26 protein-coding genes are annotated in these 26,739 nt (G+C 65.2%); 9 read left to right on the top strand and 17 right to left on the bottom strand.

Annotation, left to right across the window (positions count from 1 at the left end):
- Window position 1 precedes the first annotated feature (1 nt).
- Window positions 2-1,903, bottom strand: a complete 1,902-nt coding sequence (locus tag ACQR0Z_RS30025; RefSeq protein ID WP_434921011.1) for a feruloyl-CoA synthase — start codon at window positions 1,901-1,903, stop codon at window positions 2-4.
- A 1-nt stretch (window position 1,904) separates the two neighbouring features.
- Window positions 1,905-2,705: a crotonase/enoyl-CoA hydratase family protein gene (locus ACQR0Z_RS30020; RefSeq protein WP_434921010.1), complete on the bottom strand. Its 801-nt coding sequence runs from the start codon at window positions 2,703-2,705 to the stop codon at window positions 1,905-1,907.
- A gap of 1,015 nt (window positions 2,706-3,720) precedes the next feature.
- Here ACQR0Z_RS30020 and ACQR0Z_RS30015 point away from each other — a divergent pair.
- Window positions 3,721-4,059, top strand: a complete 339-nt coding sequence (locus ACQR0Z_RS30015; protein WP_434921009.1) for a hypothetical protein — start codon at window positions 3,721-3,723, stop codon at window positions 4,057-4,059.
- Between the two features lie 260 nt (window positions 4,060-4,319).
- Here ACQR0Z_RS30015 and ACQR0Z_RS30010 read toward each other — a convergent pair whose 3' ends face one another.
- The 4 genes from ACQR0Z_RS30010 to ACQR0Z_RS29995 form a co-directional block, all read right to left on the bottom strand.
- A complete protein-coding gene (locus ACQR0Z_RS30010) occupies window positions 4,320-4,799 on the bottom strand; it encodes a DUF3237 domain-containing protein (protein ID WP_434921008.1) in 480 nt (159 codons plus the stop codon).
- Window positions 4,796-6,115: a TRAP transporter large permease gene (locus tag ACQR0Z_RS30005; protein ID WP_434859661.1), complete on the bottom strand. Its 1,320-nt coding sequence runs from the start codon at window positions 6,113-6,115 to the stop codon at window positions 4,796-4,798. Before ACQR0Z_RS30005 ends, ACQR0Z_RS30010 begins: the two co-directional genes overlap by 4 nt.
- 6 nt (window positions 6,116-6,121) lie before the next feature.
- Window positions 6,122-6,631 (bottom strand): TRAP transporter small permease, encoded by a 510-nt coding sequence (locus tag ACQR0Z_RS30000; RefSeq protein ID WP_006611344.1) that lies wholly within the window; start codon window positions 6,629-6,631, stop codon window positions 6,122-6,124.
- Between the two features lie 251 nt (window positions 6,632-6,882).
- The gene (locus ACQR0Z_RS29995) at window positions 6,883-7,902 is read right to left on the bottom strand and encodes a TRAP transporter substrate-binding protein (protein ID WP_434859660.1); all 1,020 of its coding nucleotides are present in this window, start codon (window positions 7,900-7,902) and stop codon (window positions 6,883-6,885) included.
- A gap of 406 nt (window positions 7,903-8,308) precedes the next feature.
- Here ACQR0Z_RS29995 and ACQR0Z_RS29990 point away from each other — a divergent pair, with 406 nt between their 5' ends.
- Window positions 8,309-8,722 (top strand): PaaI family thioesterase, encoded by a 414-nt coding sequence (locus tag ACQR0Z_RS29990; RefSeq protein WP_434921007.1) that lies wholly within the window; start codon window positions 8,309-8,311, stop codon window positions 8,720-8,722.
- Between the two features lie 200 nt (window positions 8,723-8,922).
- On the opposite strand, the gene ACQR0Z_RS29985 is transcribed toward ACQR0Z_RS29990, so the two are convergent.
- Window positions 8,923-9,807, bottom strand: coding sequence for a LysR family transcriptional regulator (locus tag ACQR0Z_RS29985; RefSeq protein ID WP_434921006.1), 885 nt, complete (start codon window positions 9,805-9,807; stop codon window positions 8,923-8,925).
- Between the two features lie 120 nt (window positions 9,808-9,927).
- Here ACQR0Z_RS29985 and ACQR0Z_RS29980 point away from each other — a divergent pair, with 120 nt between their 5' ends.
- Window positions 9,928-10,548, top strand: a complete 621-nt coding sequence (locus ACQR0Z_RS29980; RefSeq protein WP_434921005.1) for a pyridoxamine 5'-phosphate oxidase family protein — start codon at window positions 9,928-9,930, stop codon at window positions 10,546-10,548.
- A 174-nt stretch (window positions 10,549-10,722) separates the two neighbouring features.
- Here the strand turns inward: ACQR0Z_RS29980 and ACQR0Z_RS29975 are convergent, their stop codons facing one another.
- A complete protein-coding gene (locus tag ACQR0Z_RS29975; protein ID WP_434878957.1) occupies window positions 10,723-11,451 on the bottom strand; it encodes a glutathione S-transferase family protein in 729 nt (242 codons plus the stop codon).
- Between the two features lie 218 nt (window positions 11,452-11,669).
- On the opposite strand from ACQR0Z_RS29975, the gene ACQR0Z_RS29970 reads away from it, so the two are divergent.
- Entirely contained in the window at window positions 11,670-12,368 is a 699-nt protein-coding gene (locus ACQR0Z_RS29970) for a helix-turn-helix transcriptional regulator (protein WP_434859655.1), read from the top strand.
- Window positions 12,361-12,669, top strand: a complete 309-nt coding sequence (locus ACQR0Z_RS29965) for a YkgJ family cysteine cluster protein (protein WP_434921004.1) — start codon at window positions 12,361-12,363, stop codon at window positions 12,667-12,669. The genes ACQR0Z_RS29970 and ACQR0Z_RS29965 overlap by 8 nt, the downstream gene beginning before the upstream one ends.
- Before the next feature lie 16 nt (window positions 12,670-12,685).
- Here ACQR0Z_RS29965 and ACQR0Z_RS29960 read toward each other — a convergent pair whose 3' ends face one another.
- The 4 genes from ACQR0Z_RS29960 to ACQR0Z_RS29945 form a co-directional block, all read right to left on the bottom strand.
- Window positions 12,686-13,078: a hypothetical protein gene (locus ACQR0Z_RS29960; protein ID WP_434879042.1), complete on the bottom strand. Its 393-nt coding sequence runs from the start codon at window positions 13,076-13,078 to the stop codon at window positions 12,686-12,688.
- 121 nt (window positions 13,079-13,199) lie between these two features.
- Window positions 13,200-13,550 carry a DUF3307 domain-containing protein gene (locus ACQR0Z_RS29955; RefSeq protein ID WP_434859886.1) on the bottom strand — a complete coding sequence of 117 codons (351 nt, stop codon included), beginning with the start codon at window positions 13,548-13,550 and terminating at the stop codon, window positions 13,200-13,202.
- A 292-nt stretch (window positions 13,551-13,842) separates the two neighbouring features.
- Complete coding sequence (locus ACQR0Z_RS29950; RefSeq protein ID WP_434859653.1) at window positions 13,843-14,724, bottom strand: DUF6537 domain-containing protein; 882 nt, start codon at window positions 14,722-14,724, stop codon at window positions 13,843-13,845.
- Window positions 14,725-14,745: 21 nt separating this feature from the next.
- Complete coding sequence (locus ACQR0Z_RS29945; RefSeq protein ID WP_434859652.1) at window positions 14,746-15,414, bottom strand: Crp/Fnr family transcriptional regulator; 669 nt, start codon at window positions 15,412-15,414, stop codon at window positions 14,746-14,748.
- Window positions 15,415-15,699: 285 nt separating this feature from the next.
- Here ACQR0Z_RS29945 and ACQR0Z_RS29940 point away from each other — a divergent pair, with 285 nt between their 5' ends.
- The 4 genes from ACQR0Z_RS29940 (at window position 15,700) to ACQR0Z_RS29925 (ending at window position 19,265) form a co-directional block, all read left to right on the top strand.
- A complete protein-coding gene (locus ACQR0Z_RS29940) occupies window positions 15,700-16,815 on the top strand; it encodes a cyclic nucleotide-gated ion channel (protein ID WP_434921003.1) in 1,116 nt (371 codons plus the stop codon).
- Complete coding sequence (locus ACQR0Z_RS29935; protein ID WP_434921002.1) at window positions 16,812-17,606, top strand: enoyl-CoA hydratase/isomerase family protein; 795 nt, start codon at window positions 16,812-16,814, stop codon at window positions 17,604-17,606. Before ACQR0Z_RS29940 ends, ACQR0Z_RS29935 begins: the two co-directional genes overlap by 4 nt.
- Window positions 17,607-17,764: 158 nt before the next feature.
- The gene (locus tag ACQR0Z_RS29930) at window positions 17,765-18,499 is read left to right on the top strand and encodes a helix-turn-helix transcriptional regulator (RefSeq protein WP_434859649.1); all 735 of its coding nucleotides are present in this window, start codon (window positions 17,765-17,767) and stop codon (window positions 18,497-18,499) included.
- Between the two features lie 82 nt (window positions 18,500-18,581).
- On the top strand, window positions 18,582-19,265 hold the full coding sequence (locus tag ACQR0Z_RS29925) for an acyl-homoserine-lactone synthase (RefSeq protein ID WP_434878960.1): 684 nt from the start codon (window positions 18,582-18,584) through the stop codon (window positions 19,263-19,265).
- A 636-nt stretch (window positions 19,266-19,901) separates the two neighbouring features.
- Here ACQR0Z_RS29925 and ACQR0Z_RS29920 read toward each other — a convergent pair.
- The 5 genes from ACQR0Z_RS29920 to ACQR0Z_RS29900 form a co-directional block, all read right to left on the bottom strand.
- Window positions 19,902-20,555, bottom strand: a complete 654-nt coding sequence (locus ACQR0Z_RS29920; RefSeq protein ID WP_434921051.1) for a nitroreductase — start codon at window positions 20,553-20,555, stop codon at window positions 19,902-19,904.
- Window positions 20,556-20,793: 238 nt separating this feature from the next.
- Window positions 20,794-22,041, bottom strand: a complete 1,248-nt coding sequence (locus ACQR0Z_RS29915; RefSeq protein ID WP_434921001.1) for an acyl-CoA dehydrogenase — start codon at window positions 22,039-22,041, stop codon at window positions 20,794-20,796.
- Between the two features lie 118 nt (window positions 22,042-22,159).
- Window positions 22,160-23,404, bottom strand: a complete 1,245-nt coding sequence (locus ACQR0Z_RS29910) for an acyl-CoA dehydrogenase (protein ID WP_434921000.1) — start codon at window positions 23,402-23,404, stop codon at window positions 22,160-22,162.
- 154 nt (window positions 23,405-23,558) lie between these two features.
- Window positions 23,559-24,686, bottom strand: coding sequence for an acyl-CoA dehydrogenase family protein (locus ACQR0Z_RS29905; RefSeq protein ID WP_434920999.1), 1,128 nt, complete (start codon window positions 24,684-24,686; stop codon window positions 23,559-23,561).
- A 159-nt stretch (window positions 24,687-24,845) separates the two neighbouring features.
- Entirely contained in the window at window positions 24,846-26,714 is a 1,869-nt protein-coding gene (locus tag ACQR0Z_RS29900) for an AMP-binding protein (protein ID WP_434920998.1), read from the bottom strand.
- Window positions 26,715-26,739: the final 25 nt, after the last annotated feature.

Genomic DNA, 26,739 nt, shown 5'->3' with positions numbered 1-26,739 from the left:
ATCAGCCGGCGACGATGATGTCGTCGTCCGGTGTCGACGCGTAGATGCGTTCGATCAGGTCCTTGCGGTTCTCCAGCACGGCGCGCTGGTTGATCGAGCCCTTGTCGGTGACCTCGCCCTTGTCGATCGACAAGGGCAAGCCGAGCAGCACCGCGCGCGTGATCCGCGTCGAGGAGCCGGTCGCGGTCTTCAGGAATTTCGTGAAGCGCTCGCGGAACGCGGCAACGATCAGCGGATCCGACGCGGTTTCGGCGAGATCGTCGAACGGCAATGTCGCGTTGATCAGCCGGCAGCCGTCGAGGTCGAGCACGACGATGGCCGCGATCTCGTCGCGATTGATGCCGGCGATGATGACGTCACGCGCCAGCGGCGCGCAGGCCGCGACGAAGCGCGCTCTGAGCGGACCAACCGAGACCCAGGTGCCGGACGCCAGCTTGAAGTCCTCGGCGACGCGGCCGTCGAAATCGAAGCCGGCGTTGAAGTCGTTGGGATCGGCGGGCTTCAGCGCATCGCCCATCTGGTAGTAGCCTTCGGAGTCGAAGGCCGCGGCCGAGACTTCCGGCAGGCGCCAGTAGCCCGGCGTGACGTTCGGGCCCTTGGCGCGCACTTCCATCTTGCCGTTGTTCGGCACGAGCTTGGCCTCGTTGCCCGGCACCGGCAGACCCACGTGGCCGGAGCGGCTGGTGCGCGGATTGACCGACATGAAGAACGGCGCGGTCTCGGTCGAGCCGAGGCCGGTGAGCATCGGCACACGATATCCCGTCTCCGACACCGAGAGCTCGTCGAGCTCGTTCCAGACATGCGGCGCCAGCGCGGCGCCGGAGAAGAACATCGCATGCAGGCGGCGGAAGAACGTCTTCCGCAGACCGGGGTCCTCGCGGAAATACGGCAGCAGCGACTCGTAGCCCTTGGGGACGTTGAAATACACCGTCGGCGAGATCTCGCGCAGGTTCCGCACGGTCTCCTCGATGCCGCCGGGCACCGGCTTGCCCTGGTCGAGATACATCGAGCCGCCGTTGAACAGCGTGAGCCCGATGTTGTGGTTGCCGCCGAAGGTGTGATTCCACGGCAGCCAGTCGACGATGACAGGCGGCTCGTCCTTCAGGAAGGCGAGCGTCTCGCGGATCATCACCTGGTTGGCGCAGATCATGCGCTGGGTGTTAATGACGGCCTTGGGATTGCCGGTCGAGCCGGAGGTCAGCAGGAACTTCGCGATCGTGTCCGGGCCGATCTTGTCATGGATGGCATCGAGGCCGGCAAACAGCGGCGAGGCGATCAGCTCCGACAGCATCGTGATCTTGCGGCCCGGCACCGAGCCGAACGACGCTACGATCTCGGTGCCCTCGGGCACGTTGGCGATCAGCGCATCGGCGAACTTGTCGGCGTCGTCGACGAAGACGAGGCCGGGCGTCAGCAGCTTCATCAGGTAGGCGAGCTTGCCGTAGTCGCGCGACACGAGCGAATAGGCCGGGGAGACCGGGCAGAACGGCACGCCGGCATAGAGCGAACCGAACGCGATGAGCGCATGGTCGATCGAATTGCCGGAGAGGATCATCACCGGACGGTCCGGCGACAGGCCACGGGCCAGCAGGCCGGAGGCGATGTGCCGGCTCGCGGCCAACAAGGTGCCGTAGCTCAGCTCGCGCCAGCCCTCGGGGCCGACGCGCTCGGCCATGAACACGCGCTCGGGCGTCGTCTTTGCGAAATGATGCAGCCGGTCGGTGATCCGCTGCGGGAAATCGCCCAGCGGCTGGGTCGGCCGGAGGTAGATGGTGCCGTCGTCGCGGCGCTCGACGTCGACCACGGGATCATTGAACGAGATGGCGCGCAACGGATGAACACTGGCGCTCCGCGCCGTGTTGTCCGTTCCTCCCTGTGTGATTTTTGTTGTTTGCGCGGTCATGTCACGTCGGCTTCACTTTGGCTGTCTTGTGATCGAGGAAGGCGCGGATGCGGCCCTTGGCCTCCTTGTCGCTCTGCGCGACGGTGGCCATCAGCGATTCCATCAGCAGGCCGGTCTGCGGATTGGCTTCCGCGATCATCGGCAGCGCCTGCAGCACGGCGAAACTGGTCAGTGGCGCGTTGTTGGCGATCTTCGCGGCGAGCTCCAGCGACTTGGTCATCGCGGCGCCGGCTTCGACCAGATATTGCGCGAAGCCGTAGGACGAGCCTTCGGTCGCCGAATAGACGCGGCCGGTCAGCATCATGTCCATCATGCGGGCAACGCCGATCAGGCGCGGCAGCCGCACCGAGCCGCCACCGCCGACGAAGATGCCGCGCTGGCCCTCGGGCAGCGCGAAATAGGCTGACGGTTCGGCGACGCGGATATGCGCGGCGCAGGCGAGCTCGAGGCCGCCGCCGATCACCGCGCCCCTCAGCGCGGCGATGACCGGCACGCGGCAATATTGGATGCGGTCGAATACGCGGTGCCACATCTGCGAATGCACCAGGCCTTCGGTGGCGTCGCGCTCGCGCAGCTCGGAGAGATCGAGGCCGGAAGAGAAATTGTCGCCGATGCCGTGGATCACAACGCAGCGGATATCGTCGGGCAGGCTGGCGAAGCACTCGCCGATCGCGAGGATGATGCCGTCATTGAGCGCATTGCGCTTGGCCGGACGGTTGAGCCCGATCGTCAGGACGGCGCCCTGCTGTTCGATCTGCAGCAGAGACGGATCGCCTGTCGGCGTCGTGTCGGCGTTTCCCATCGCTTGATTGTGTCCTGTTCAGAATAGTTATGTTTTATAACGATCTCGGCAGGAGTCAATAAGCGGTGCCGGAGATCGTGTTGTGCAATGCAAAATGGACGGTGCCTCGCATGAACTACATGAGGCGTGCGCGTGGCATCGTAAGACGCATCAGCGCAAAGGCAAATGACATGATGCGGCATTCCCGCGGCGAATTCGCGCCCGGGGTTTGCTGAGATCGTTCACCCTCCGGTGCAGAGGGCGCAGGGAAGGCCAGGCGCCGACTGACGCCTGCGGCCCGCCTGCTGAAAAAATGCAGGCGGCAGGTACCACAGGTGCAGCCGGAGAACGCCCGGCCTTCCCTGCGCGATGGTTTTCGCGCTTATACGCAGTCTGCCTGGTGCGCCGGGCTTGTTGGCCACCATTCGCGACAATGCTTACGCATTGCGCGGGACACCAGCATCGGGGTGCCAGCACGCTGCGACTTCACGCCCGCGTCACGCCGTTCGTCCGCGCGGGCATTCGCCCACGCTGCGGCACGATCGCGGCCACCGCTCCCCGCCCCGCGTGTCGTGACGATCGCGCGCAACGCCCCTCGGCTTGGGACGGGATGAGGGGAGATAAGCATAATTTCCGATAAACCGCAAGATACTTTTATGTTACAGAATAAGAGCAAAGCCATGGGTCGGATTGGACAGTCGCGAGATATCTCCTCTCGTCATTCCGGGGCGCCCGCAGGGCGAGCCCGGAATCCATAACCACCATCGGAAGTATGGATTCCGGGCTCGTGCCGCTTCGCGGCCCGCCCCGGAATGACCCGTGGGATGGGTCGACGATCTGGCTCATCTAACAGGTTACTCGCGCCCAGCCGGAGCGTCGAATGATCCGATGCACCGTCGAGGCGATGTGCCGGCTCCATGCCAGTGCTCTACGGCTGGCTCCGAAACTGAACGGCCGACAACATTGCATTCAGGGTGGCTTCAAAGCGCGCGCTGTAGAAACGCCATCGTCACCACACTTCCCAATGGAGGGGACCATGGTTTCGCTGAAGACATCTTTCGCTGGCGGCGTCGCCGCGCTCGCCGTGACCGCCACCCTGCTCGCCGGCGCCGCACCGGCCCAGGCGCATGACGGCCGCAACGCGGCACTGATCGGTGGTCTCCTGGTCGGCGCCCTCGTCGGCGGCGCCATCGCGTCGGAAGCGCAAGCCTATGAGCCGGCGCCGGTCTACCGGTCGCACTACCGTTCCTACTACCGCGACGCGGCGTATGACGGCTACGGTTACGAGCGATACAGCTACGTGCCGGCTCACCGCTATCGCCCCTGCGACCACGGCGGCTATGGCCGCGCCTCGAGCTGGGACGACGAGGACTAGTCCAACATCTCCGGGCTTTGGACGTCTTGATGACCTGGATCAACGCGACGGCGCCTGAACGGCGCCGTTGCATTTTCCGCGTGTCGGTCCAGTGTATGAAGCACAATTGCTCGCCACACCGTCATTGCGAGGAGCCAACGGGTCCGCGCAAAGCGCGGCCCGATGACAGGCTCCGCGACGAAGCAATCCAGAGTCCCGTCCACAGCCCTGGATTGCTTCGCTACGCTCGCAATGACGGAGTGTGAGGTAGACAGCCCGCCTTACAGCACCACGTGCACGTCGATGATCACGCGATCCGCATGCCTCGCCGCGGAGCCGACGAAGACGTGCTCCATCAGCCAGCGATATTTGTCGTGGCCGGTCTCGAAGCGCGGGTGGGTGCGGAAGTAGATCAGCTTGGGGTCGACAGGCTCGCCGCGCTTGAGCTTCTGCAAGAGGTCGACCGGCCCGAAGCGGATGCCGCGGTTCTCGACATAGATGGTGGCGCCATCGTCGGTCTCGAAGCCGTATTTGGCTTCGAGGTCGATCAGCTCGTTCGGACGGATGACCTGGAAGTCGGCGCCGAAATTGCAGATCCTGCCGCTGACGCCCTCGCCGTTGAGGCCCGGCCCCTTCACCTCGCCGCCATGGATCGGGATGATCCGGCGCACGCCGATGCCGGTCTCGCCGGCCGATGTGACGGCGCCGATCATCACGGTGAGGGTGAAGACGTACTTCGTTTCGAGAACGGGCGCGGTCATCGGTTCATCATCTGTTGCGGCAGCCAGGTGGCGAGCAGCGGGAAGGCGATCAGGATCACCAGGCGGATCAGGTCGGTCGCGACGAAGGGCAGCACGCCCTTGAAGATCGTCGAGAATGACACGTCCTTCACCACCGATTTGATCACGAAGACGTTCATGCCGACCGGCGGATGGATCAGGCCGAGCTCGACGGTCATCACGATGATGACGCCGAACCAGATCGGATCGAAGCCGAGATGCGAGATCACCGGGAAGATGATCGGCACGGTCAGGATGATCATCGCCATGGCGTCCATCAGGCAGCCGAGCACCAGATACATCACCATGATCAGCGCCAGCACGCCATAGGGGCCGAGGCCGAGGCCGGTGAGGAATTCCGTCACCTTTTGCGGCGTCTGCGTCACCGTGAGGAAGTAGCCGAAGATCAGCGCGCCGATCAGCACGGTGAACACGGCCGCGGCAGTGCGCGTCGCCTGCAGCAGCGAGGCCAGGATCTTCTCCTTGTTCAGCCGCCCGGTGAACACGCCGATCAGGAACGCGCCGGTGGCGCCGACACCGCCGGCCTCCGTCGGGGTAAAGCGCGGCAGGAACGGCAGGCCGTAGAGGCCGCCGATCACGAAAAGGAACAGCAGCACCGGCGCCCAGATGCCCTTCAGCCCGGCGATGCGCTCGCGCCACGGCGGCGCCTCGCCCTTGGGGAGGAAGTCCGGCCTGACCTTGCCGATCACCGTGATGGTGATCATGTACATGGTCATCGCCAGCAAGCCTGGGATGATGCCGGCGATGAACAGCTTGCCGATGTCCTGCTCGGTGATGATGCCGTAGACCGCGAGCACGGTCGACGGCGGCAGCATGGCCCCGAGCGTGCCGCCGGCGGCGATGACGCCGGTCGCGAAGGACTGCGGATAGCCGAAGCGGCGCATTTCGGGATAGGCCACTGCGGAGAAGGTCGCGGCGGTCGCGACCGAGGAGCCGCAGATCGCGGCGAAGCCGCCGCAGGCGGCGACCGTGGCGATGCCCAGACCGCCGCGCAGATGGCCGACGAAGCCGTTGGCGGCGCGGAACAGCTCCTTGCTCATGCCGGAGTTGGAGACGAACGTTCCCATCAAGAGGAACATCGGGATCACGCCGAACGTGTAGTCCGTGACCGTGCGCATCGAGGTCTGGCCGACCAGCTTCAGCGCCGCCGTGCCGTTGACGAGATAGGCGAAGCCGGAGACGCCGACGAGGCCCATCGCCATGCCGACGGGCACGCGCAGGAGCATCAGGGCGAACAGGGCAACGAAGCCGATGACGGCGACCGCATCCGTGCTCATGCGGCACTACTCCGTGGGCTTGACGTGAGGGTCATGAATCTCCTCGGGATGGAAGATCAGGCGATAGGTCCGGATGGCGATCAGCAGCACCGCCGAGACGTCGCCGATCCAGGCGATGGCGAAGAACGGCCAGGTCGGCATGTGCAGGTCGAAGGTGAGGACGTTGTCCTCATAAGTGCCGCGCACCTTGTCGAACAGGGTCCAGGTCTGCACGGTGACGACGAACAGCAGGACGAGGGTGGCGAAGATGTCGATCCAGCGCTGGTAGCGCGGGCCGACATTGCCCCAGATCAGATCGACCGTGATGTGGGTGCCGCGATACGATGTCGCAGCAATGCCCCAGAAGATCAGGATGCCGAGCAGCATGCGGCCGATGTCGAAGGAATCGGGGATCGCGTAGTTCAGGGTGTTGCGCAACAGCACCGACAGGAAGATGTCGAGCGCGACAATGCCGACGAAGAACGCGGCGATCCACTCGATCCCGTCGATGATCCGATCCATGAAGGCGCGCTGCATGGCGTGTCCGTGTCACAAATGTTGGCTTGAGTCGCGAAGAGCTTGAAGCGAGCTAGTGCGCAGCAGGTGGTGCGCTCCCTCGCCCCGCCAGGGCGAAGCAAAGCTTCGCTAAGGCGGGGAGAGGGTTGGGGTGAGGGGGCTCTCCGCACGGTCGGTGCGTGTGGCTGCCCCTCACCCCAGCCCTCTCCCCGTGAAGAACGGGGAGAGGGAGCGCACTGTCGCTGCGGCGATAGCTCTGGTCTCAGAAGACGCTACTGCGCCAGGGCGTTGTACTTGGCGAGCGAGGCCTTCAGCTCGGTCATGGCGGCATCGGCATCGACACCGGTCTTCTTGACGCCGTCGGCCCAGGTCTTGAACAGCGGCTCGGACGCCTTCTTCCAGGCCGCGGTCTGCTCCGGGGTCAGCTTGTAGACCTCCTGATCGGCCTGCGCCTTGATCTTGTCGACGCCGGCGTCCTCGAACTTGCCCCAGGGCTCGCCGACCTTGCCGGCGGTCTCGGTGTTGCAGTTGTCGTCGATCGCCTTCTTCTGCGCCGCCGACATCTGGTTGTACTTGTCCTTGTTCATGACGAACACGAAGGTCGTCACGTAGAACGGCGCGTCCATGTGAAACTTGGTGACCTTGTCGACGCCGAACAGCACCAGCGATCCGGCCGGGAAGGTGACGCCGTCGGCAACGCCGCGCTCGATGATGTCGCGCACTTCAGGCGCCGACGACTGCACATTGGTGCCGCCAAGCAGGGTCACGAAATTCGCGATGGTCGCATCCGCCGGGCGGATCTTCATGCCCTTGACGTCCTCGGGCACGACGACCTTCTTGGTGCGGGTGTGGAAGGCCGAGGGCGTATGGACGAAGGCGAGGCAGTACTTGACGTCCTTCATCTCCTTCTCGGCATATTTGCGATACCACGCGTCGAGACCTTCCGAGCCACCCTTGGCGTCGGAGACCAGGAACGGCAGCTCGCCGGCGCCGATGATCGGGAAACGGCCGGGCTGATAGCCGGGATTGACATAGGTGACGTCGGCGATGCCGTCGCGCGCCATGTCGTAATGGTCGAACGCCTTGCCGAGCTGCTGCGCCGGGAACACCTTGCCCTTGATGGTGCCGCCGGAGGCCTTCTCGACCGACGCGGCCCAATCCTCCAGCGCCTTCTGCAGCGGATGGCTCGCCGGGACCCAGTGCGAAATCTTCAGATCGAACGTCTTGTCCTGCGCGAGCGCGGGGGTGGTCACACCGGCAGCCAGCGCCAACGCCAGAAGCGTCTTCCTCATCGGGATGTTCTCCTCCATCGACGGGCCTTCGAGGGCCCTTTGCTTCATTGTTATAGCATATAACCATCATTGCAAGCGTGACGGCGAGCCGCCGCCGCTGCACGCACGGAGCGGACCCTATCGCGCCAGCCAGCGCAAGTCTGACGGACGAAAGTTGCAGGCGTGTGGCCGATTCATTAACACGTTAAGCATCTCCAATGCACCCGAAATTGCACGGCGGCATCGGCACACCGCGAAATTGCCGCGAGCCTGGAGCGCCCCCTGCGACATCGTGCGCCATCCCTCCCGGCATCCGCGCGGACCGTTTCAAACGTCCACGCAAAAACCGTTTGAAACTTTGTAGGCGGTGCAAAATCCGGGCGGACGTCGTTGACTGCGAACATCGCCCGCAACGATGGAGACGCGCATGAGCAGCATCCCCGCCGGCTTCGAGCCGCATTTCCGCAAGAGCCCGTTCACCGATCCCTGGGAGCCGCTGTACGCGAAGAAGACCGACAAGGCCGTCATCCTCGGCCTGCGGCTCGCCAGGCCGCATACCAATTCGCGCGGGCTGATCCATGGCGGGCTGATCGCCTCGCTCGCCGACAATGCGATGGGCTACAGCTGCGCCCAGGCGCTGGGCTGGGAGCTGTCGCTGGTCACGATCAACCTGTCGGTCGACTATATCGGCAGCGCCGGGATCGGGCAGTGGCTGAGCGTCGAGAGCAAGGTCATCAAGAGCGGCCGGACGCTGTGCTTCGTGCAGAGCCTGGTGCTCGCCGACGACGCCGTCATCGCGCGGGCGAACGCGACGTTTCGGGTGGTGCCGAAGAAGGAATGATCGGGCTCGATCGGCTGTGTCCCGTCGGCCCGGTCGCCTCCTCCCGTCATTCCGGGGCAATCGGCAACGCGCATCAGCGCGTTGTCGATTGAACCCGGAATCTCGAGATGATGAACAGCGGCGCAAGACAAGCTCGAGATTCCGGGTTCAAGGCCTTCGGCCTTGCCCCGGAATGACGGGGTGTGGCGGCGTCGTAAGCATCAGCCGAAGCGCCAGTTGCAGGCCTCCGTCACCAAATCGATGAACGCGCGGACCTTGGCCGAGAGCAACCGGGAGCTCGGAAACACGATGTGGATCGGCAGCGGCGGCGGCTCGTATTTTGCCAGCACCCGCTTGAGACGGCCGGTGCGCAGCCCCTCGGCGGCCTGATAGGCCAGCACGCGCGTCACGCCGCCACCAGCCTCGGCATATTGGATGGCGGCGTCGGCATTGTTGGTGATCAGCCGCGGGCTGAGCGTGATGCGCAGCTCCTCGCCATCCCTCACGAACCGCCAATCGCCGGCATGGCCGAACAGGATGGCTTGGTGCTTGACGAGGGCATCCGGCGCGCGCGGCTCGCCGTGGGCTTTGAAATAGGCGGGCGCGCCGACGACGATCCGCCGCATGCTGCCGACCTGGCGAGCGACCAGCGAGGAATCGCCGAGATGACCGATGCGCACGGCGCAATCGATGCCGTCCTCGACCAGATTGACCTGACGATCCTCCAGGCGCAGCTCGGCCGATACGTCGGGATAGCGGGTGAGATAGGCCGAGACGACAGGCCCGACATGCAGGCGGCCAAACCCCACCGGGGCGGACACGATGAGCCGCCCCGCCGGCTGCAGGCGCTCGCTCTCCGCGGCAAGCTCCGCCTCCTCCAGATCGGCCAGGATGCGCCTGGTCCGTTCGAGATAGCGCCGGCCGGCATCGGTCAGTGTCACCGAGCGGGTCGTGCGCTGCAGCAGCCGCACCCCGAGATGCTCTTCGAGCGCGGCGATCAGGCGTGTTACCGCCGACGGCGACAGCTTCATGCGCCGCGCCGCCGGCGCAAAGCCGTTCAAATCGGCCACCGTCACGAAGGCCTGCATGGCGTCGATGCGGTCCATGGCATCATTGCAGCATCTGCAATGATCCAGTGTCAAGGCGCCCGATTATTTCCGGAGGGGATCGGGAGCATATTGTCGGCATGGCGGCAGGCACTGCCGCAACGACAAGGAGTCATCACGATGACCCAGACAACTCTCCGCCCGCCCGGCGACGTCATGTTCTCCCCGGCGGCCAAGGCGATCCAGGCGCGCAAGGGTTCGCGCGACAGCTATGCCCATGTCGAAGCGACCCGCGGCTTTCGCCACGAGGTCGACGCCGACCTCGCCGGCCGTCTCGCAGAGGCGACGAGCTTCTATCTCGCCACCGCCTCGGCCGATGGCCAGCCCTACATCCAGCATCGCGGCGGGCCGAAGGGCTTCCTCAAGGTGCTCGACAGCCGGACGCTGGCATTCGCCGACTTCAGCGGCAATAAGCAGTACATCACCCAGGGCAACCTGTCGGAGAACCCGCGCGCCTATATCTTCGTGATGGACTACGCGCACCGGCGCCGGGTGAAGATCTGGGGCACGGCGCGGGTGGTTGAGGACGACGCCGCGCTCACGGCGTCGCTGATGCCGAGGGGCTACAAGGCGCGGCCGGAACAGGTGATCCTGTTCACGATCGAGGCCTGGGACACCAATTGCCCGCAGCACATCCCGCAGAAGTTCGACGCGGCCGACGTCGCGGACGCGCTGGCGGTGCGCGATAGGAGGATTGCGGAGTTGGAGGCCGAGGTGGCGCGGTTGAAGGGCGAGGGCTAGCACCCGTCGGGTTTAGCGTCTTGGCCGTCATTCCGGGGCAATCGTCCGAGCGCGACGCGCACGGTCGATTGAACCCGGAATCCCGAGATGGCTTAAAGCGCAAGACAACATCGAGGTTCCGGGTTCAAGGCCTGCGGCCTTGCCCCGGAACGACGGTGGCGGTGGCACGAGTCCTCACGCTGCCTCGGCAGCCGTGCCCCACTCGAACTCCGGGAAATACGTCGTCATCATACGCTCCGCATAGGCGACGAGATTATCGAAGCCTTCCGTCCGCCGGCGCAGCTCGGACTCGAAGAACGGCGTGAGGATGCCGGCGATAACGGCGAAGGCGGTTGCGTCGGTGCCGCAGGGGCGGTCGCCCATCAAATAGGGCCGGTTGCCGAGCTGCACCGACAATGCACGCAGCGAGCGCGCGGCGAGGTCGATGTCCTCGTCGGGCGCGTGGCGGCCGAGGCCGGAGATCAAATAGTTCTCGGCGACGCGGAACTGCGCGTCCTCGCGCAGCTTCTCGCGCTTCTCCGCCGGGACGCCGTCGAAGAAATGCGCCGGTCCCTTGGCGAAGTTGACCGGATCGACCCAGCGCGCGCCGACGAGCGCGAAATACAAATGATGCTCGATCATGCGCTCGAACGCCCAGGCCTGAGCCCGCGCGCGCACATCGAGACCGTGATCGAAGTCGAAGCCGTATTTGCGCTCGATATGGGCGCGGATGAAGGTGGAGTCCGCGATCAGCTCGCCGCCATCGTCGACGAAGGGCAACTGCCCCTTGGGCGACGCCGGCGGCATCGCCCGTTGTTTCCGATAGGCGAGACCCGCCATCTTCAGCTGCACCTCCGTCTTGGTGACGAAGGGGCTGATTTCCGGCAGGCCGAAGCCCGCGCCCAAACCGAACAGCGTGATCATGACAGCACTCCCGACTTCCTGAGCAGTCGGCGGACGCTACGCACATGCTGCTGCCACCATGGTGTCAGCAGCGGCAGTAGCGTGGTCGCAAGGCCAAGGCCATAAAACATCATCATCGACATCACCCCTTCAATCCTGTTGTTGGCCCGGTATAAGGACGGGCTGCTGCCAGCATCGTGTCAGCAGCGGCGGGGTGATCGCTTCCGCGGGGACACACCATGAGACGCGCCGACCGGCTGTTCCAGATCATTCAGGTGCTGAGACGCACGCGCCGTCCGCTGACCGCGGATGCGATCGCGGCCGAGCTGGAGACGTCGAAACGCACGATCTATCGCGACATCGCCACCTTGATCGGCCAGCGCGTGCCGATCCGCGGCGAGGCCGGCATGGGCTACATCCTGGAGAAGGGTTTCGATCTTCCGCCGCTGATGCTGACGCCGGACGAGATCGAGGCCGCCGTGCTCGGCGCGCAATGGGTGGCCGCGAATGCCGATCCGGTGCTCGCCCGCGCGGCGGAGGATCTCATGGCCAAGATCGCCGACACCGTGCCGGAACGCTTGCGGCCCTTCGTTCTGGAGCCGGCCAGCCGCGCGCCACGGCCCTGGACCCGCGAGCCCGACCGCATCGACATGTCGCGCACGCGCTCGCAGATTCACGAGGGCCGTAAGATCAAACTGCGCTATCGCGACGAGCAGGGCCGCGACAGCGAGCGCGTGATCTGGCCGATCGCGATCGGCTATCACGACGCGGTGCGGATTCTGGCCGCCTGGTGCGAGCTGCGCCGCGACTTCCGCAGCTTCCGCACCGACCGCGTGGTCGAGGCGGACTATCTCGACGACAAATATCCCGAGCGGCGCGAGGCGCTGCGCGCGAAATGGCGGCGCAGTCTGGTGTGGGAGGTTCCCAAGGATGTCTGACGATGTCGACCCGGGCCCCTGTCAAAGCTGCGGCGCCTGCTGCGCCTATTCGTCGAACTGGCCGCGCTTCACGATCGAGGAGGACGACGCGCTCGACCTGATCCCGGCCGAACTGGTCAACGACCGGCTATCGGGGATGCGCTGTGAGGGCGACCGCTGCTGCGCGCTGGACGGCGAGATCGCGCGATCCGTCGCCTGCCGGATCTATGCGATCCGCCCCGAGGTGTGCCGCATCTGCATGCCGGGCGACGAAGAATGCACGATGGCGCGGCGCAAGTTCGGACTCGCACCGCTGGTCTGAAGAGATTGAGGGCGTCTCAGGCCGTGGCCGGATCGAGCTCGTCGTCGAGATCGTCCTCGAACGGCTTCATCACCGACAGCGGCTTCGTGGACAGCGAGATCGGCTTGCGGCTCGACGCGGCGACGGCGGCGCCACCCCGGGCACCTCGCGATTGCGCGTAGAGCGCCGATCCGACCCGGCCGCCAAACTGCGACAGATCTTTCTCGGTGCAGGTCGAAGCGATCGTGATCGCCAGCCCGTGCAGATGCGTGCGCCTGTAGCAGAACAGCGCCAGCATGGCGCGGACGTCGGCGGAGACGCTGTCCACGAGGGCGGGCAGCCCGTTGGCATCGGCGCGATAGAGCTCCCCGAGCAGGTCCTCACCCACCGGGCAGGAGTCGGTGTCGAACGCGTCACGGCTAGGCAGCACGGTCTTGATTCCCATGAGGGTGAACATGCCGCGCGAATCGCTAACGTCCGGTTAACCAAACCGAACGATCGCCTGTTCCTCAGCTTGACAGGAGCGGCGCAGGTGCTGCGCCACCGCAAGCTCACCCGTTGGCGGCCATGAAGATCGACAGGCCAAATCCCGTGAGATGATGCAGCGCCTGATCGACGCCGATCAGCGTCCAGAACCAGGGATGCTCGAGGGTGATGCCGAAGCGCGACGAACAGATGCCCTTGATGCGATCGATGGTGATGTGGACGGCGAAGTCGATCACGGCCACGAACCAGAATTTCGGCGCGACGATCAGGATCAGCACCATGGCGACGGCGAGATGGATGAGGCAGTGCACCAGAAGCGGCAGCGCCCAGCCTTTCCGCTGGTCCTTGCCATAGGCCATCCAGGCATTCTGCAGCACGAAGTCGCCGATGATGTGCTTGAAGGTGAGCAGCAGCATCCAGCCGACCAGCGCAGCAACCGGGATCTGCGACGACAAAGAGGGAAAAGACAAAGCTGACGCTCTCGCTACGACTAACCCTTGGACGCACCGAGAACTGGAGGCGTTCAGCGCAATCTGATGAGAATACCCGGCCAATTCGACGCGTATGCGACGCTTATGACATCTCTGGTGGCGAATTGCACGCGAAAGGGAACCTCGGATCGCACTCCGCTACCCCTCGGTACGTCTCCGCCAACAATAAGGTTACCCCGCCCGGGCATGAGTCGGGGCACCTGATCCGGCGGCGGCGTCACTCCGCAGCGCTGGTGCTCGGAACCGCCAGGGCCCGCGCCCGGATCTGGGCGATCGTCCGCTTCAGCGCACCATGCCCCGGCTCGGCCAGCGCGACCGCACGGGCCTCGGCAATCGCCGCGGCGAGATCCGGAATCGGCAGCACGCCGTCGAAGGTGGGCTTGGCGAGCCCGTCGATAATGGCGTGCCAATCGGCGAGACCCTGCCGGTAGCCGTCGCCCTGCCCCTGGATCATGGTTGCCGTCGCGATCACGGCCGGCGCCGCTGCGGGCTGCTTGTCCAGCGCCCGCGCGATCATGTGCAGCCAGCGCTCGGCCCAGGCGCGCTCCTCGGCATAGCGCACCGACTGCAGCCGCCAGCGCCGCAGCCCGGCGATCATCTTGAGGCGGCGCACCGCGAGCCGCGACCGGACGGAAAAGCGCACCTTGACCCGGCGCCGGCCTAGCCAGCCGACCTGCTCGAAGCCCGTCAGCATCGATTCGGCGATCGACTGCGGCAATGCGCCGAGCAGCTCGTCGAGCCGAAACCGTCTGACATCGTCGGTCTCGCGGCCGCCGGGCCTGCGCCCGCTGCTGAGGCTCATCAACCTGAGCTGCGCGATCCGGATCGGGTCCTCATAGGCCATCCGCGCGGCGAGCAGCTGGGCGATCTCGCGCAGAATGGCGGGATCGAGGTTCGATCGGCGTACGAAACGCTTGATGCGGTCGACATAGAGCTGCGCGTAGGCTCCCCCCTGATACTCCATCAGCAGGTGGATGCCCTCGCTCACCGCCTCAGCAGCCGCGTCCGGCAGCCCCTCCGGCAGAAAGGGCGGCTCGCCGTCGTGCTCGCCGATGAAGTCGGCGAATAGGTATCGCAGCGAAGACCGGACGCTCTCCACGGTGCCTCGAACTCCCTCGGATCACGCCGACTTGGCCACCGGCGCCTGCGCGGCGGTCTGCTGCGCCAGCCGGCGCTCCAGCGTCTCGATGTTCTGGAACAGCCGGGCACTGGCCAGGCGCAGGAAGTAGAAGGCGAACGCCGGGTTCTGCACGTAGAGCTGCTCGACCTGATCGTAGGACACCGACAGGATCAGCCCGCCCTCGACGCATTCCAGCGTCTGCGTGCGCGTATTGGACGGCGAGATCATGCCGAACTCGCCGACGATGGCCCCGACCGGGAGCTCGATGCCCGACTCCACCAGGCGGAAGCGGCCGCTGACGATGTAGTACATGCTGTCGGCTTTCTCGTCCTTGTAGAACAGGACCTCGCCCGGGCCGCATTTGCGCTCCGTCATGAACGGCTTCAGCCATTCCATCGAGAGGTCGCTGTTGACCGACTGCTTCACGTCGCGGACGAGCTGCAGCATCTGGTGCAGCCGGTAGCTGTTGAGCGGCAGCAGCACGCCGTGCAGGATCAGGACGGGATAATTGTGCATGGGGATGGCGGTCGCGATCAGCACGATGTTGGTGAGGATCGCGAAGACGCGCAGCGGAATCATCGTCCGCATCGACAGCGTGGCGACCACGAAGATCGATGCGAAGAGGCTGCCGGCGGCGCCTGCATGTTCGACCAGGTGAGACGTATCCATTGGGATCAACCAGACTCTTGCTGCTCGAGGCGGACGAACGCTCGCCGGCCGCGTCTTGCCCAATTTGGCGTGTGCGCGCCGGTCTCTGATATACGGCGAACGGACGACGATTGAACCGGTATTTGAGTCGCGCCCGCAAAATTCCCGCGCGCCGCCAGGCGGCCGAGCCGCCCGACAAAAGCCCTGCAATCACCCTCCCGGCATCGTTGACGCAGGTTCCCCGGTCGGGGCACTTTGCCGGCGCCACCTTCCCAATCCCTCCTCAGCCGCAGGCATCTCCATCCGATGGCCAAATCGCCGTTACCTCCTGCCCTGGCGGCGTTCGTGGCGGCAACGGCCAGGCGCGACATGACCGGAGTGGCCTATGCAGTCATGCTGCTCGGCAACGCCGCGATGGTCCTGCTGACGTTGGACGCGGCCTATGCGGCCGCGCACGGCTGGATCTACGCCCTGTTATGCGGATGCCTTGCCTTCTTCGTCGCCGAATGGGGGATCCGGGTTCAGGCGGCCGTTCGGATGCATCAGGCGACCGCCTACCTCACCTCGGGTCGCGGCCTGGTGGACGCAGCCTCCGCGACCGCCGTTCCGATCGCCTTGGCCGCGGGGGTCGAGCCGCGTACCGCATGGCTGCTGGCGTTCGCCTGGGCGCTGAAGGTGATCCCGGGCGTGCCCGGCCTGCGCCGGCTCCGCCGGGTGATGGTGGTGGAGGCGCGCCCCCTGCTGTCGGTGCTGGTGCTGTTCCTGCTGGTGCTGTTTCTCGGCTCGGTCGCGGAATACACGCTCGAACATGACGTGCAGCCGGCCACCTTCGGCACCATCCCCTCGGCGATGTGGTGGGCCGTCGTCACGCTCACCACGACCGGCTATGGCGACGTGGTGCCGATCACCCCGCTGGGACGGATGGTGGCCGGGATGGTGATGATCTCGGGCCTCGGCGTGTTCGGCCTCTGGACCGGTATCCTGGCGACCAGCTTTGCCGCCGAGACCCGGCGCGACAATTTCTTGAAGACCTGGGAATTGGTCAGCCGCGTGCCGTTTTTCGCCAGCCTCGGCCCTTCCACGATCGCCGACGTCACCCAGATGCTGCGCACGATCGACCTGCCGCCGCGCGCGACCGTGATCCGCAAGGGCGAGCCGGGCGACTGCATGTATTTCATCGCGGCGGGCGAGGTCGAGGTCGATCTTCCCGGCAAGAAGGTTAGGCTCGGCGAGGGCGCGTTCTTCGGCGAGATGGCGCTGCTTGGGAACAATCTGCGCTCGGCCAACATCAGCACCACCAACCTGTCGAAGCTGCTGGTGCTCGACCTCGTCGATTTTCGCGTGCTGATGGCACGCCATCCCGATCTGGCGCGGAGCATCGATGCCGAAGCCCAGCGCCGCGCCTTGGAGAACAGGACATGAGTGATCAGAACAGCCCAATCGAGGACGCGCCGAGCACGCCGGTCCTGACGATCGAGGGCCCGCGCGCCACGATCCGGCTCAACCGTCCCCGCCATCTCAACCGGCTGCAGCCCGAGGATCTCGGCGCGCTGCTCAATCTGTTCGACCGGATCGAGGCGGATGCGACCTTGCGGGTGCTCGTCCTGACCGGCACCGGACGCGCCTTCAGCGCCGGCTTCGACCTCGGCGCCATCGGCGCGGCGCCCGGCAGCGACACCGACGGGCGTTCCACGCCGGCCTTCGAGGCCGTGGTCGACCGGCTCGAGGACCTGACCCTGCCGACGATCTGCCGGATCAATGGCGGCGTCTATGGCGGCTCGACGGACCTCGCGCTGGCCTGCGATTTCCGGATCGGAGTCGACAGCGGCGAAATGTTCATGCCGGCGGCCAGGCTCGGGCTGCACTACTATCCGAACGGCATCAAGCGCTACGTCTCGCGCCTCGGCGTCGACCATGCGAAGCGCCTGTTCCTGACCGCGGAGAAGATCGACGCCGCCGAGATGCTACGGATCGGCTATCTCACGCGCATGGTGCCGGCCGACGGCCTCGATGCGGAGGTCGACCGTCTTGCGACGATCCTGGCCGGCAACGCGCCACAGGCAATGCGGGGCATGAAGCGCGCCATTAACGAATTCGCGCGCGGCGCGCTCGACGATGCGGCGGCCCGCCGCAGGCATCAGGACAGCACCACCGGGACCGAGATCAGTGAAGGCATGAAATCGTTTGCAGAGAAAAGGCCGCCGCGATTCTGAGCGCCGTCGAGCTACGCGTCGGACTCATTTTGCATGCAAAGGCCTGTATCCAGCCGGTGTGCGGACACACGCTCAGCGAACTATCGACGTAAAGCTCCAATTTGCGGTTGACAGCCTTTTGCCCGTGGCTAGCTTGAACCACCGGCGGAGAAATTCACATGCAAGTGATGGACGCGTATTGGGGGCGACGAGCACTGGACTACGTCGATGCGATCGAAGCGTCGAAGACCAGCGCGAGCGTCCTCTCCCAGTTCGAAAAGATGATCGGCGATCTGGGATTTCACGCCTATATCATGGCCGGCGTGCCCGCCCCGGGGCAATCCTTGCAGCAGACCATGCTGGCAAATGGTTGGCCGCGTGAATGGTTCGACATGTACGCGCGGGAACAGTTTCACCGCTGCGATCCAATTCCGCGGCACTGCCTCTCCACATTGAATCCATTCGCATGGTCGGAAGCCCCCTATGACCGGCAGGATGAGCCGGGCGCGCATGAGGTGATGATGCGTGCCAAGGACTTCCGATTGAACGAAGGCTTCTGCGTGCCCATCCACTATGACGACGCCGTCGGCGCCGTCAGCGTGGCCGGCGAGCATCCGAACCTGGCGCCAGACGCGCGCGGCGCGCTGCATCTGATCAGCATCTTCACCCACAGCAGGCTGCGCGCGCTGGCGCGCACCGCCACGAGCAACCCGACCCGGCGGCTGTCACGGATCGAGGCCGAGGTGCTGAGCTGGGCGGCGCGGGGCAAGACCGCATGGGAGACCGCGCGCATCCTCGGCGTGTCCGAGCGCAACGTGCGCTGGCACCTCGAAGAGGCGCAGCGCAAGCTCGCCACGAAGAACAAGACGGCGACGGTTGCGACCGCGCTTGTCAACGGCGAGATCACCATCTGATCTGGCGTTTTTGCCACTGGATCAATCGAAGCGCATCGGCAATCTGCAGACCCCATATTTGTTCAGACGACCGGGGGTTTCGATGCCTGAGATTCATGTCGTTCGAAAAGATAATCGCGCGCTCTACGAATCATATTTCGATCCGTATTTTCGGCTGCGTCACGAGATCTACGTCAAGCAGCGCAAATGGATGGCCCTCGATCGTCCCGACGGCCGTGAGATCGACCAGTTCGACACCGATGATTCCGTCTACCTGTTCTGCATCGACCATGGCCAGCTGATCGGCGCGATGCGCGCGGTGCCGACCTTGATGCCGACATTGATGAGCGACATCTTCCCCTATCTCAATCTGCGCGGCCCGATCCAGCGCCCGGACGTCTACGAACTGTCGCGGATCTTCGTGATCCCAGAGCGGCGCGGCGAACATGCCGGACCGCGAATCGACATGCTGCTGCTCACCGCCATCATGGAATATGGCATCTCGATCGGGCTGACGGCGTTCTCGATCGTGCTGGAAAGCTGGTGGCTGCCGCGATTCGAGAAATGCGGCTGGAAGGCCAAGCCGCTCGGCGTGCCTCACCTGATGGACGGGATGTCGGTGATGGCCGTCCTGGTCGATTGTGATGAATCGACCTGGAAATCGCTATGCAAGCAGATCGGTCTGAAGCGGCCGACATTGACCTGGCGAGGGCTCGAGGACGTCAACCGCCGGGCCCTGCCGGATATCTTTCTTCATCTTCCAGCAGCCGTTCAGCCAGCGCAATGAGCTGCTCCCGATGCCGCGTCAGCCTGAGCTTATGGAATGCCTTCAAGAGGCGGTGACCAAGGAGCGTCGCCTCATCCACCTCGAGCGCGTAAAGGTTGGACGGCGTGTTCATGGAATCCATCGCTGACACTTCAGGTTTCGAGCCGTGACTGAACCTTCAATCGAGAAGATCATCGAGCGTCTACAATTCTGCATCGTTGATGCTCGGGCGATGCAACTCAAAATGTTAGAGAGGATTTTGTCAATATCATTGCTCGAGGCCCATGAGCTCAGGGAAAAATGCGCGCCGAAGCCGAGTAGCAGCAACCACTAGGTCTGCTGCGGCAAGTCTCACGCAGGAGACGTGGCGCTTCGCCCGCGGCATCCTCCGGCAACGCCTTGATTCCAGGACAGCTTTGAATGCGAACGCCGGCGCTTGCGTGGACGCCCTGTCGACAGCCGCGCGCACGCCGCATGAACGACACCCGGGCGGGCACAGTGTGGCGCCGATGTCGCTTGTCAAAAAAGTAAACGCAGAAGGCAATTTCGGGGTGCGATGGCCCCGCTTCGCCTGGGCCGGAGCGCCGAGTCCCGCCAATCGGAACTCGCACTCGGCTTTTGGACCATCATCGCCGTTGCGTCGCGCGGCCGCTCGGGTCAGGTGCCGTCGTCGTGAAAACGGACGGTGTCGGCCACCGTCGCCCGTCCGGTGCGGTAGGAGTTGGCCTTGTGGCCGAGATCGGGATAGCCGAACGAGATGCCGCAGACGATCCTGCGATCATCGCCGAGCCCGAAATGCTGGCGCACCAGGTCGGAATGAAAGGCCAGCGCAGCCTGCGGCACCGTGGCCACGCCGAGCGCCTGCGCCGCCAGCATGAAGCTCGTGACATAGCCGCCGCAATCGATCGCGCCATAGGTGCCGAGCGCCTCGTCGCTATGGATGATCGCCACATGCGGCGCGCCGAACAAATTGTAGTTCTCCAGCGCCTGCTTGGCATATCCGGCCTTGTCGCCCTTGGCGATGCCCAGCGCATTATAGAGCTGGAAGCCGCTCTCGCGCCGCCGCTCCAGATAGACGCCGTTGTATTCACGCGGAAACGGAAAGTCGCCCGACGCCGGCTTTCCGCTCGACGCCGCCGTGTACATCACCTTGCGAAACGCCTCGGTCGCGGCGCCCGAGGTGATCTCGACTCGCCACGGCTGGCTGTTGCACCACGACGCGGTCTTCTGCGCGGCGGTCAGGATGCGCTCGATGATCGCGCGCGGCACGGGATCGGCGCGAAAGCTGCGGCAGGAGAAACGCGCCGCCATGAGGTCTTCGAGGACGTTGATCGCGTCTTGCTCCGGCTTCGGCGCTGCTGATGACATCATGACCTTCCTGGATTTCGATTGAAGCGCACGCGCGCTCCCCCTTCCACACCCGTCATTCCGGGGCGGTCGCGAAGCGACCGAACCCGGAATCTCGAGATTACAAAAAGAGCGGCAAGCCAACCTCGGGATTCCGGGTTCAAGGCCTTTCGGCCTTGCCCCGGAATGACGGCGTGTGTGGCTAGCTGCGTCCCTTGGTCGGCACCTTGTTGAACGGCACGTCCTTGTCGACGCGGATGTCGCCGGGCAGGCCGAGCACGCGCTCGGCGATGATGTTGCGCAGGATCTCGTCGGTGCCACCGGCGATGCGCATCGACGGCGCGGTCAGCAGCATCTGCTGGAACTGGCCCTGCGTCTCCGCCTCGTCCGCGCCGGTGAGCACGCCAGCCGCGCCTTCGAGGTCCATCGCGTAGCTCGCGATGTCCTGGAGCATGACGCCGGCGACCAGCTTGCCGATCGAGTTTTCCGGGCCGGGACGGTCGCCCTTGGACAGCGCCGAGATCGCGCGGTAGCTGGTGTACTTCAGCCCGCTCGCCTTAACCGCCCATGACGCCAGCTTGGAACGTGTCGCGCGATCGTCGATCGCGAGCCCGTTCTCGGTCATCAGGTTGGTGCAAAACTCGAACATCTCGGGGAAGCCGGTCGCGAGCCGCGCGCCGATCGACATGCGCTCGTTCATCAAGGTCGTCAGCGACACGTTCCAGCCGTCACCCACGGCGCCGAGGCGCTGCGAGTCCGGGATGACGACGTCCGTGAAATAGACCTCGTTGAACTCCTGCATGCCGTTGGCCTGCTTGATCGGACGGACCTCGACGCCCGGGCTCTTCATGTCCAGGAAGAACATCGTGAGCCCCTTGTGCTTCGGCACGTTGGGATCGGTGCGCGTGATCAGCAGGCCGTAGTCCGAATAGTGCGCGCCCGAGGTCCAGATCTTCTGGCCGTTGATGACCCAGTCGTCACCGCGCTTCTCCGCGCGCGTGCGCAGGCCTGCGACGTCGGAGCCGCCCGCGGGCTCGGAGAACAGCTGGCACCAGATCTCTTCGCCGGAGGCGAGCTTCGGCAGATAGCGGCGCTTGTGCTCCTCGCTGCCATAGGCCATCACGGTCGGGCCGCACATGCCTTCGCCGATCTGGAACGGCTGCGTCAGCTTGCCGTAGACGCCCTCCTCCTGCTGCCAGATCACGCGCTCGATCGGCGTCGCGCCGCGGCCACCATAGTCCTTCGGCCAGTGCAAACAGGCCCAGCCGGCGTCGGACTTCTTCTTCTGCCAAGCCTTGCCCACCTCAACGATGTCGGCGTGCTTCAGCCGGATGCGCCCGAGCGAGGAGCTCGCAAGCTCTTCCTCCAGCTCCTTCGGCGCATTGGCCGCGACCCAGGCGCGCGCGGTCTCGCGAAAGGCGGCTTCCTGCGGGGTGTCGTCGAAGTTCATGCCCTGACCCTCACTTGATATGCGTAGGGCGGGTTAGCCGAAGGCGTAACCCGCCACTTGATTGACGTCGCGCAGTCGACGGCGGGTTACGCTGCGCTAACCCGCCCTACGACAGCAACTAAGCCCGCCCCTTGGTCGGGACCTGGTTGAACGGCAGGTCCTTGTCGACGCGGATATCGCCGGGCAAACCAAGCACGCGCTCGGCGATGATGTTGCGCATGATCTCGTCGGTACCGCCTTCGACGCGGGTGCCAGGCGCGCGCAGTAGCATCGCCTGGAATTTGCCGGCGACGTCGGCCTCGGGACCGCTGAGCACGCCGGCCGCCCCCTGCAGATCGAGCGCGTAGGCCGCGACGTCCTGCACCATCGCGCCTGCGACCAGCTTGCCGATCGAATTCTCCGGTCCGGGCCGCTCGCCTTTCGACAGCGCCGAGATGGCGCGCATGCTGGTGTATTTCAGCCCGCTCGCCTTCACCGCCCAGTTCGCCAGCTTCGACCGCACGTTGCGGTCCTCGATCGCGGGACGGTCGTCGAGCATGATGTTGGAGCAGAAGTCGAACAGCTCGGGGAAGCCGGTGGCAACACCGGCGCCGATCGACATGCGCTCGTTCATCAGGGTCGTGAGCGCGACGTTCCAGCCGTCATTGACCGCGCCGAGCCGCTGCGAGTCCGGGATCACGACATCGGTGAAATAGACCTCGTTGAAATCCGAATGTCCGCTCGCCTGCTTGATCGGACGGACTTCGACGCCTTTGCTCTTCATGTCCAGGAAGAACATCGTAAGGCCCTTGTGCTTCGGCACGGTGGGATCGGTGCGCGTCAGCAGGATGCCGTAGTCGGAGTAGTGCGCACCCGAGGTCCAGATCTTCTGGCCGTTGATCACCCAGTCGTCGCCGCGCTTCTCGGCGCGGGTGCGCAGGCCGGCGACGTCGGAGCCGCCCGCGGGCTCGGAGAATAGCTGGCACCACACCTTCTCGCCCGAGGCGAGCGGTGGCAAATACTGCCGCTTGTGCTCCTCGGACGCGTAGGCCATCACCGTCGGGCCGCACATGCCGTGGCCGATGATGAACATCGCGGAGAGTTTTCCGAACGGCCCCTCCTCCTGCTGCCAGATCACGCGCTCGATCGGCGAGGCGCCGCGGCCGCCATACTCCTTCGGCCAATGCAGACAGGCCCAGCCGGCATCCGCCTTCTTCTTCTGCCAGGCCTTGGCGACTTCCAGAATGTTGGCGTTCTTCAGCGCGGTGCGGCCGAGCGAGGACGCGCGCAGCTCGTCCTCATACTGCTTCGGCGCGTTCGCCGCGATCCAGGCACGCGCTTGGCTGCGAAACGCGGCCTCCTGCGGGGTGTCATCGAAGTTCATCGTCTCATCCCTTCTAGGTCGTCATTCCGGGGCGATGCGCAGCATCGAACCCGGAATCTCGACGAGATAACCTCTGGATTCCGGGTTCGCTCGCTCTGCGCAAAATGGCCTTGCCATTTTGCGCGCGCGAGCGCCCCGGAATGACGGGCTTGGCTCACGCCGCGTTGCGCTTGCGCATGCGGTCGATCAGCTGGTCCTCCCAATAGGACAGGCTGCCGAGGCCGAGCGCGAGCGCGTTGGCGCGGCGGTAGTACATGTGGCAGTCGAACTCCCAGGTGAACCCCATGCCGCCATGGACCTGGATGTTGTTCTTGCCGCAGTGCTGATAGGCCTGCGTCGCGCTGATGCGCGCCGAGGCCGCAGCCTCCGGCAATTCCGGCGCGTTGGTCGACAGCGCCCAGGCACCATAATAGGCGTTGGATCGCGCGAGCGTCGCCGAGACGTACATGTCGGCCAGCATGTGCTTGACCGCCTGGAACGAACCGATCGGACGGCCGAAGGCGATGCGGTCGAGCGCGTAGTCGCGGCCCATCTCCAGCGCGCGATCGGAACCGCCGACCTGCTCGAATGCCGTCAGCACCGCCGCGCGGTCGAGCACTTGGCTGATGATGCTCCAGCCCTCGCCGGCAGCGCCGAGCGGCTCGGCCTTGCAATTCGCAAAGGTGAGCTCGGCCTGGCCGCGGGTCGGATCGAGATTGGTCAGCGCCTTGGCCTCGACACCGCCGGCCTTGGCGTCGACCAGGAACAGCGAGATGTCGCTGTCGCGGCCGGTCGAGGCCGTGCGCGCGGCGACGATGATGAGATCGGCGATCGCGCCATCGGCGACCGGCTTCTTGGTGCCGTTGAGCACGCCATTGGCGGCTGCGAGCTTGATCGCCTTCGGCGACGGATTGCCGGTGCCCTCGAACAAAGCGAGCGTGCCGATCGTCTCGCCGCTCGCGATCTTCGGCAGCCAGGCCTGCTTCTGCGCATCGCTGCCGGCGAGCATCAGCGCTTCCGCGGCGAGATAGACGGTCGAGGAGAACGGCACCGGAGCCAGCGCGCGGCCGACTTCTTCCGCGATCACGCAGAGTTCGAGATGGCCGGCGCCGGCCCCGCCGTACTCCTCGGGAATGGCGACGCCGAGAAAGCCCATCTCGGCAAAGCCCTTCCACAGCGCGCGGTCATAGGCCTCCTTGCCGTCGAGCACGACGCGCACCGCCTTGGGCGGGCACTTCTCGGCGAGGAATTTCCGCGCCTGGTCCCGCAGCTGTTTCTGATCGTCGGAGAAATCGAAGTTCATGGATGTCACTCGCCTTGGAAGTCGGATCTAAAGCTTGCCGTCATTCCGGGGCGCGCGGAGCGCGAGCCCGGAATCCATACGCCCGATCGTGGTTATGGATTCCGGGCCTGCGTGCTTCGCACGCATCCCGGAATGACGAATGGAGAGAGTGGGACCTCATCACAGCACGATCACGTCGCTGTCGGGCGTGGCGGCATAGAGCCGCTCGACCAGAGCGGCGCGGCGTTCGAGGCCGGCGCGCTGGTTGATGTAGCCCTTATCGGTCAGCTCGTGGCCGTCGATGGACGGCGGCTCGGCCATCAGCATGACGCGGCCGATGCGCCGGCTGCTGGCGCCTTCGCAGTCCTTGTTGTGGGCCTGGAGGCCGCGACGAACGCAGTCGATCACGGCGGGATGCTTCACCACATCCTCGAACGTCGCTTCGGGATTGCCGACCAGTTGGCGGCAGGCGTGCAGGTTCGGCCACGCCAGCAGGCCGATGTAGTCGCGGTCCTGCCCCGCTACGAGCGCATCATGGATCGCCGGCGTTGCCGCCGCGATCGCATCCGTGCGCAGCGATCCCACATGGACGAAGGTGCCGGTCGTCAGCTTGAAATCCTCGACCACGCGGCCGGCGAAGATGATGCCCTGCGCGGGATCGTTGGGATCGACGAACACGCCGGCATCGCCGATGCAATAGAAGCCCTCGTCGTCGAACGCCTTTGCCGTCAGCTCGGGCTGGCCGAAATAGCCGGGCATGACGTTGATGCCGCGCAGACGCAGCTCGTATTTGTCGCCGGTCGGCACCATCTTCAGCTCGACGCCGGGGAACGGCAGGCCGATCAGGCCGACGCGCTCGGTGTTCCAATAGGTGCCGGTCGAGGTCGGCGCGGTCTCGGTCGAGCCCCAGCCGGTGTAGAACACGATGCGCTCGCCGGTGGTCTTCACGGCCAGCGCCTGCATGCGCTCGTAGAGATCATCCGGGAGCCGCGCGCCGCCATAGGCCATGATGCCGAGATCCTTGAAGAAGGAGCGGCACAGCGCATCGTCCTTCTCCATCGCCGCGGCGAGCGCGGCGTAGCCTGCGGGAACGTTGGCATAGTAGGTCGGCGACACCTCGCGCAGGTTACGGAGGCTCTCCTCGAACATCCCGGGCATCGGGCGGCCGTCGTCGATATACAGCGTGCCGCCATCGATCAGCAGCGGATTGAACGCCGCATTGCCGCCCATCGTGTGATTCCACGGCATCCAGTCCAGCACCGTGGAGACCGGCGCATCCGGCGCCCGCGGCCGCGTCTGCATCATCATCGCCGCATTGGCGCACATCATCCGCTGGGTATTGATGACGGCCTTGGGCATGCCGGTGGAGCCCGAGGTGAACAGCAGCTTGCCCACCGTGTCGGGCGTGATCTGCGCGATGGAGGCCTCGACGTCGCCAGTGACGGGCGTCGCAGCAAGATCGGCGAAGCTGACGCTCGGAATGCCCTCGCAGGGACGCGCGACATGCACGACGGTGACGCCGTCGAGATCGAGCGCTTTCAGCGCCTTCTCGAAGGTCGGGCCATCCTGCACCATCACCACGCCCGGCTTCACCAGGCCGAACAGATATTTCAGCTTGAGATGATCGTGGCTCATCAGCGAATAGGCCGGCGATACCGGCGCTGCCGGTGAGCGGGCCTGCATCGCGGCGAACGTCATCAGCGCATGCTCGATGGAATTCCCGGAGAGGATCGCGACCGGGCGGCCGTCGAGCTTCAGATTGAGAAGGCCCTGCGTCAGTCCGTCGACGGTGCGCTTGGCCTCCGCATAGGACAGCTTGCGCCACTGCCGCTCGGGGCCGGTGCGCTGCGCGAGCCAGGTTCGCGTCGGCGCCTCCTTGGCCCAGCGCGCGAGCGGCGCGGCAAGATGCGGCTCATAGGCCTGCAGCGGAATGCGCGACTTGATGACGATCACGCCGTCCGCGCGACGCTCGACGTCGATATCTCGCGCCAGCCAGTTGACCTTGCGGAATGCCGGCTTCTCCAACACCTTCGCTGCCGTCCCGTCCATTTTGCGTCTCCCGAAATATCGTCCT

This window comes from Bradyrhizobium sp. HKCCYLS3077 (assembly GCF_051167555.1).
Taxonomy (GTDB): domain Bacteria; phylum Pseudomonadota; class Alphaproteobacteria; order Rhizobiales; family Xanthobacteraceae; genus Bradyrhizobium.
This window is presented reverse-complemented; position numbering and strand designations above follow the sequence as displayed.

Excerpts from the sequence above, each read along its gene's own strand:
- ACQR0Z_RS29930 (WP_434859649.1), top strand. The coding sequence starts at position 17,765 with ATGCAAGTGATGGACGCGTATTGGGGGCGACGAGCACTGGACTACGTC.
- ACQR0Z_RS29955 (WP_434859886.1), bottom strand. The coding sequence starts at position 13,550 with ATGCTGCTGCTCACCTTCAAGCACATCATCGGCGACTTCGTGCTGCAG.
- ACQR0Z_RS30025 (WP_434921011.1), bottom strand. The coding sequence starts at position 1,903 with ATGACCGCGCAAACAACAAAAATCACACAGGGAGGAACGGACAACACG.
- ACQR0Z_RS30005 (WP_434859661.1), bottom strand. The coding sequence starts at position 6,115 with ATGAGCACGGATGCGGTCGCCGTCATCGGCTTCGTTGCCCTGTTCGCC.
- ACQR0Z_RS29995 (WP_434859660.1), bottom strand. The coding sequence starts at position 7,902 with ATGAGGAAGACGCTTCTGGCGTTGGCGCTGGCTGCCGGTGTGACCACC.
- ACQR0Z_RS29965 (WP_434921004.1), top strand. The coding sequence starts at position 12,361 with ATGTCTGACGATGTCGACCCGGGCCCCTGTCAAAGCTGCGGCGCCTGC.
- ACQR0Z_RS29920 (WP_434921051.1), bottom strand. The coding sequence starts at position 20,555 with ATGGCGGCGCGTTTCTCCTGCCGCAGCTTTCGCGCCGATCCCGTGCCG.
- ACQR0Z_RS30020 (WP_434921010.1), bottom strand. The coding sequence starts at position 2,705 with ATGGGAAACGCCGACACGACGCCGACAGGCGATCCGTCTCTGCTGCAG.
- ACQR0Z_RS29975 (WP_434878957.1), bottom strand. The coding sequence starts at position 11,451 with ATGATCACGCTGTTCGGTTTGGGCGCGGGCTTCGGCCTGCCGGAAATC.
- ACQR0Z_RS29925 (WP_434878960.1), top strand. The coding sequence starts at position 18,582 with ATGCCTGAGATTCATGTCGTTCGAAAAGATAATCGCGCGCTCTACGAA.
- ACQR0Z_RS29985 (WP_434921006.1), bottom strand. The coding sequence starts at position 9,807 with ATGGACCGCATCGACGCCATGCAGGCCTTCGTGACGGTGGCCGATTTG.
- ACQR0Z_RS30010 (WP_434921008.1), bottom strand. The coding sequence starts at position 4,799 with ATGACCGCGCCCGTTCTCGAAACGAAGTACGTCTTCACCCTCACCGTG.
- ACQR0Z_RS29935 (WP_434921002.1), top strand. The coding sequence starts at position 16,812 with ATGAGTGATCAGAACAGCCCAATCGAGGACGCGCCGAGCACGCCGGTC.
- ACQR0Z_RS29900 (WP_434920998.1), bottom strand. The coding sequence starts at position 26,714 with ATGGACGGGACGGCAGCGAAGGTGTTGGAGAAGCCGGCATTCCGCAAG.
- ACQR0Z_RS29910 (WP_434921000.1), bottom strand. The coding sequence starts at position 23,404 with ATGAACTTCGATGACACCCCGCAGGAGGCCGCGTTTCGCAGCCAAGCG.
- ACQR0Z_RS30000 (WP_006611344.1), bottom strand. The coding sequence starts at position 6,631 with ATGCAGCGCGCCTTCATGGATCGGATCATCGACGGGATCGAGTGGATC.
- ACQR0Z_RS29990 (WP_434921007.1), top strand. The coding sequence starts at position 8,309 with ATGAGCAGCATCCCCGCCGGCTTCGAGCCGCATTTCCGCAAGAGCCCG.
- ACQR0Z_RS30015 (WP_434921009.1), top strand. The coding sequence starts at position 3,721 with ATGGTTTCGCTGAAGACATCTTTCGCTGGCGGCGTCGCCGCGCTCGCC.
- ACQR0Z_RS29970 (WP_434859655.1), top strand. The coding sequence starts at position 11,670 with ATGAGACGCGCCGACCGGCTGTTCCAGATCATTCAGGTGCTGAGACGC.
- ACQR0Z_RS29945 (WP_434859652.1), bottom strand. The coding sequence starts at position 15,414 with ATGGATACGTCTCACCTGGTCGAACATGCAGGCGCCGCCGGCAGCCTC.
- ACQR0Z_RS29905 (WP_434920999.1), bottom strand. The coding sequence starts at position 24,686 with ATGAACTTCGATTTCTCCGACGATCAGAAACAGCTGCGGGACCAGGCG.
- ACQR0Z_RS29940 (WP_434921003.1), top strand. The coding sequence starts at position 15,700 with ATGGCCAAATCGCCGTTACCTCCTGCCCTGGCGGCGTTCGTGGCGGCA.
- ACQR0Z_RS29915 (WP_434921001.1), bottom strand. The coding sequence starts at position 22,041 with ATGAACTTCGACGACACCCCGCAGGAAGCCGCCTTTCGCGAGACCGCG.
- ACQR0Z_RS29980 (WP_434921005.1), top strand. The coding sequence starts at position 9,928 with ATGACCCAGACAACTCTCCGCCCGCCCGGCGACGTCATGTTCTCCCCG.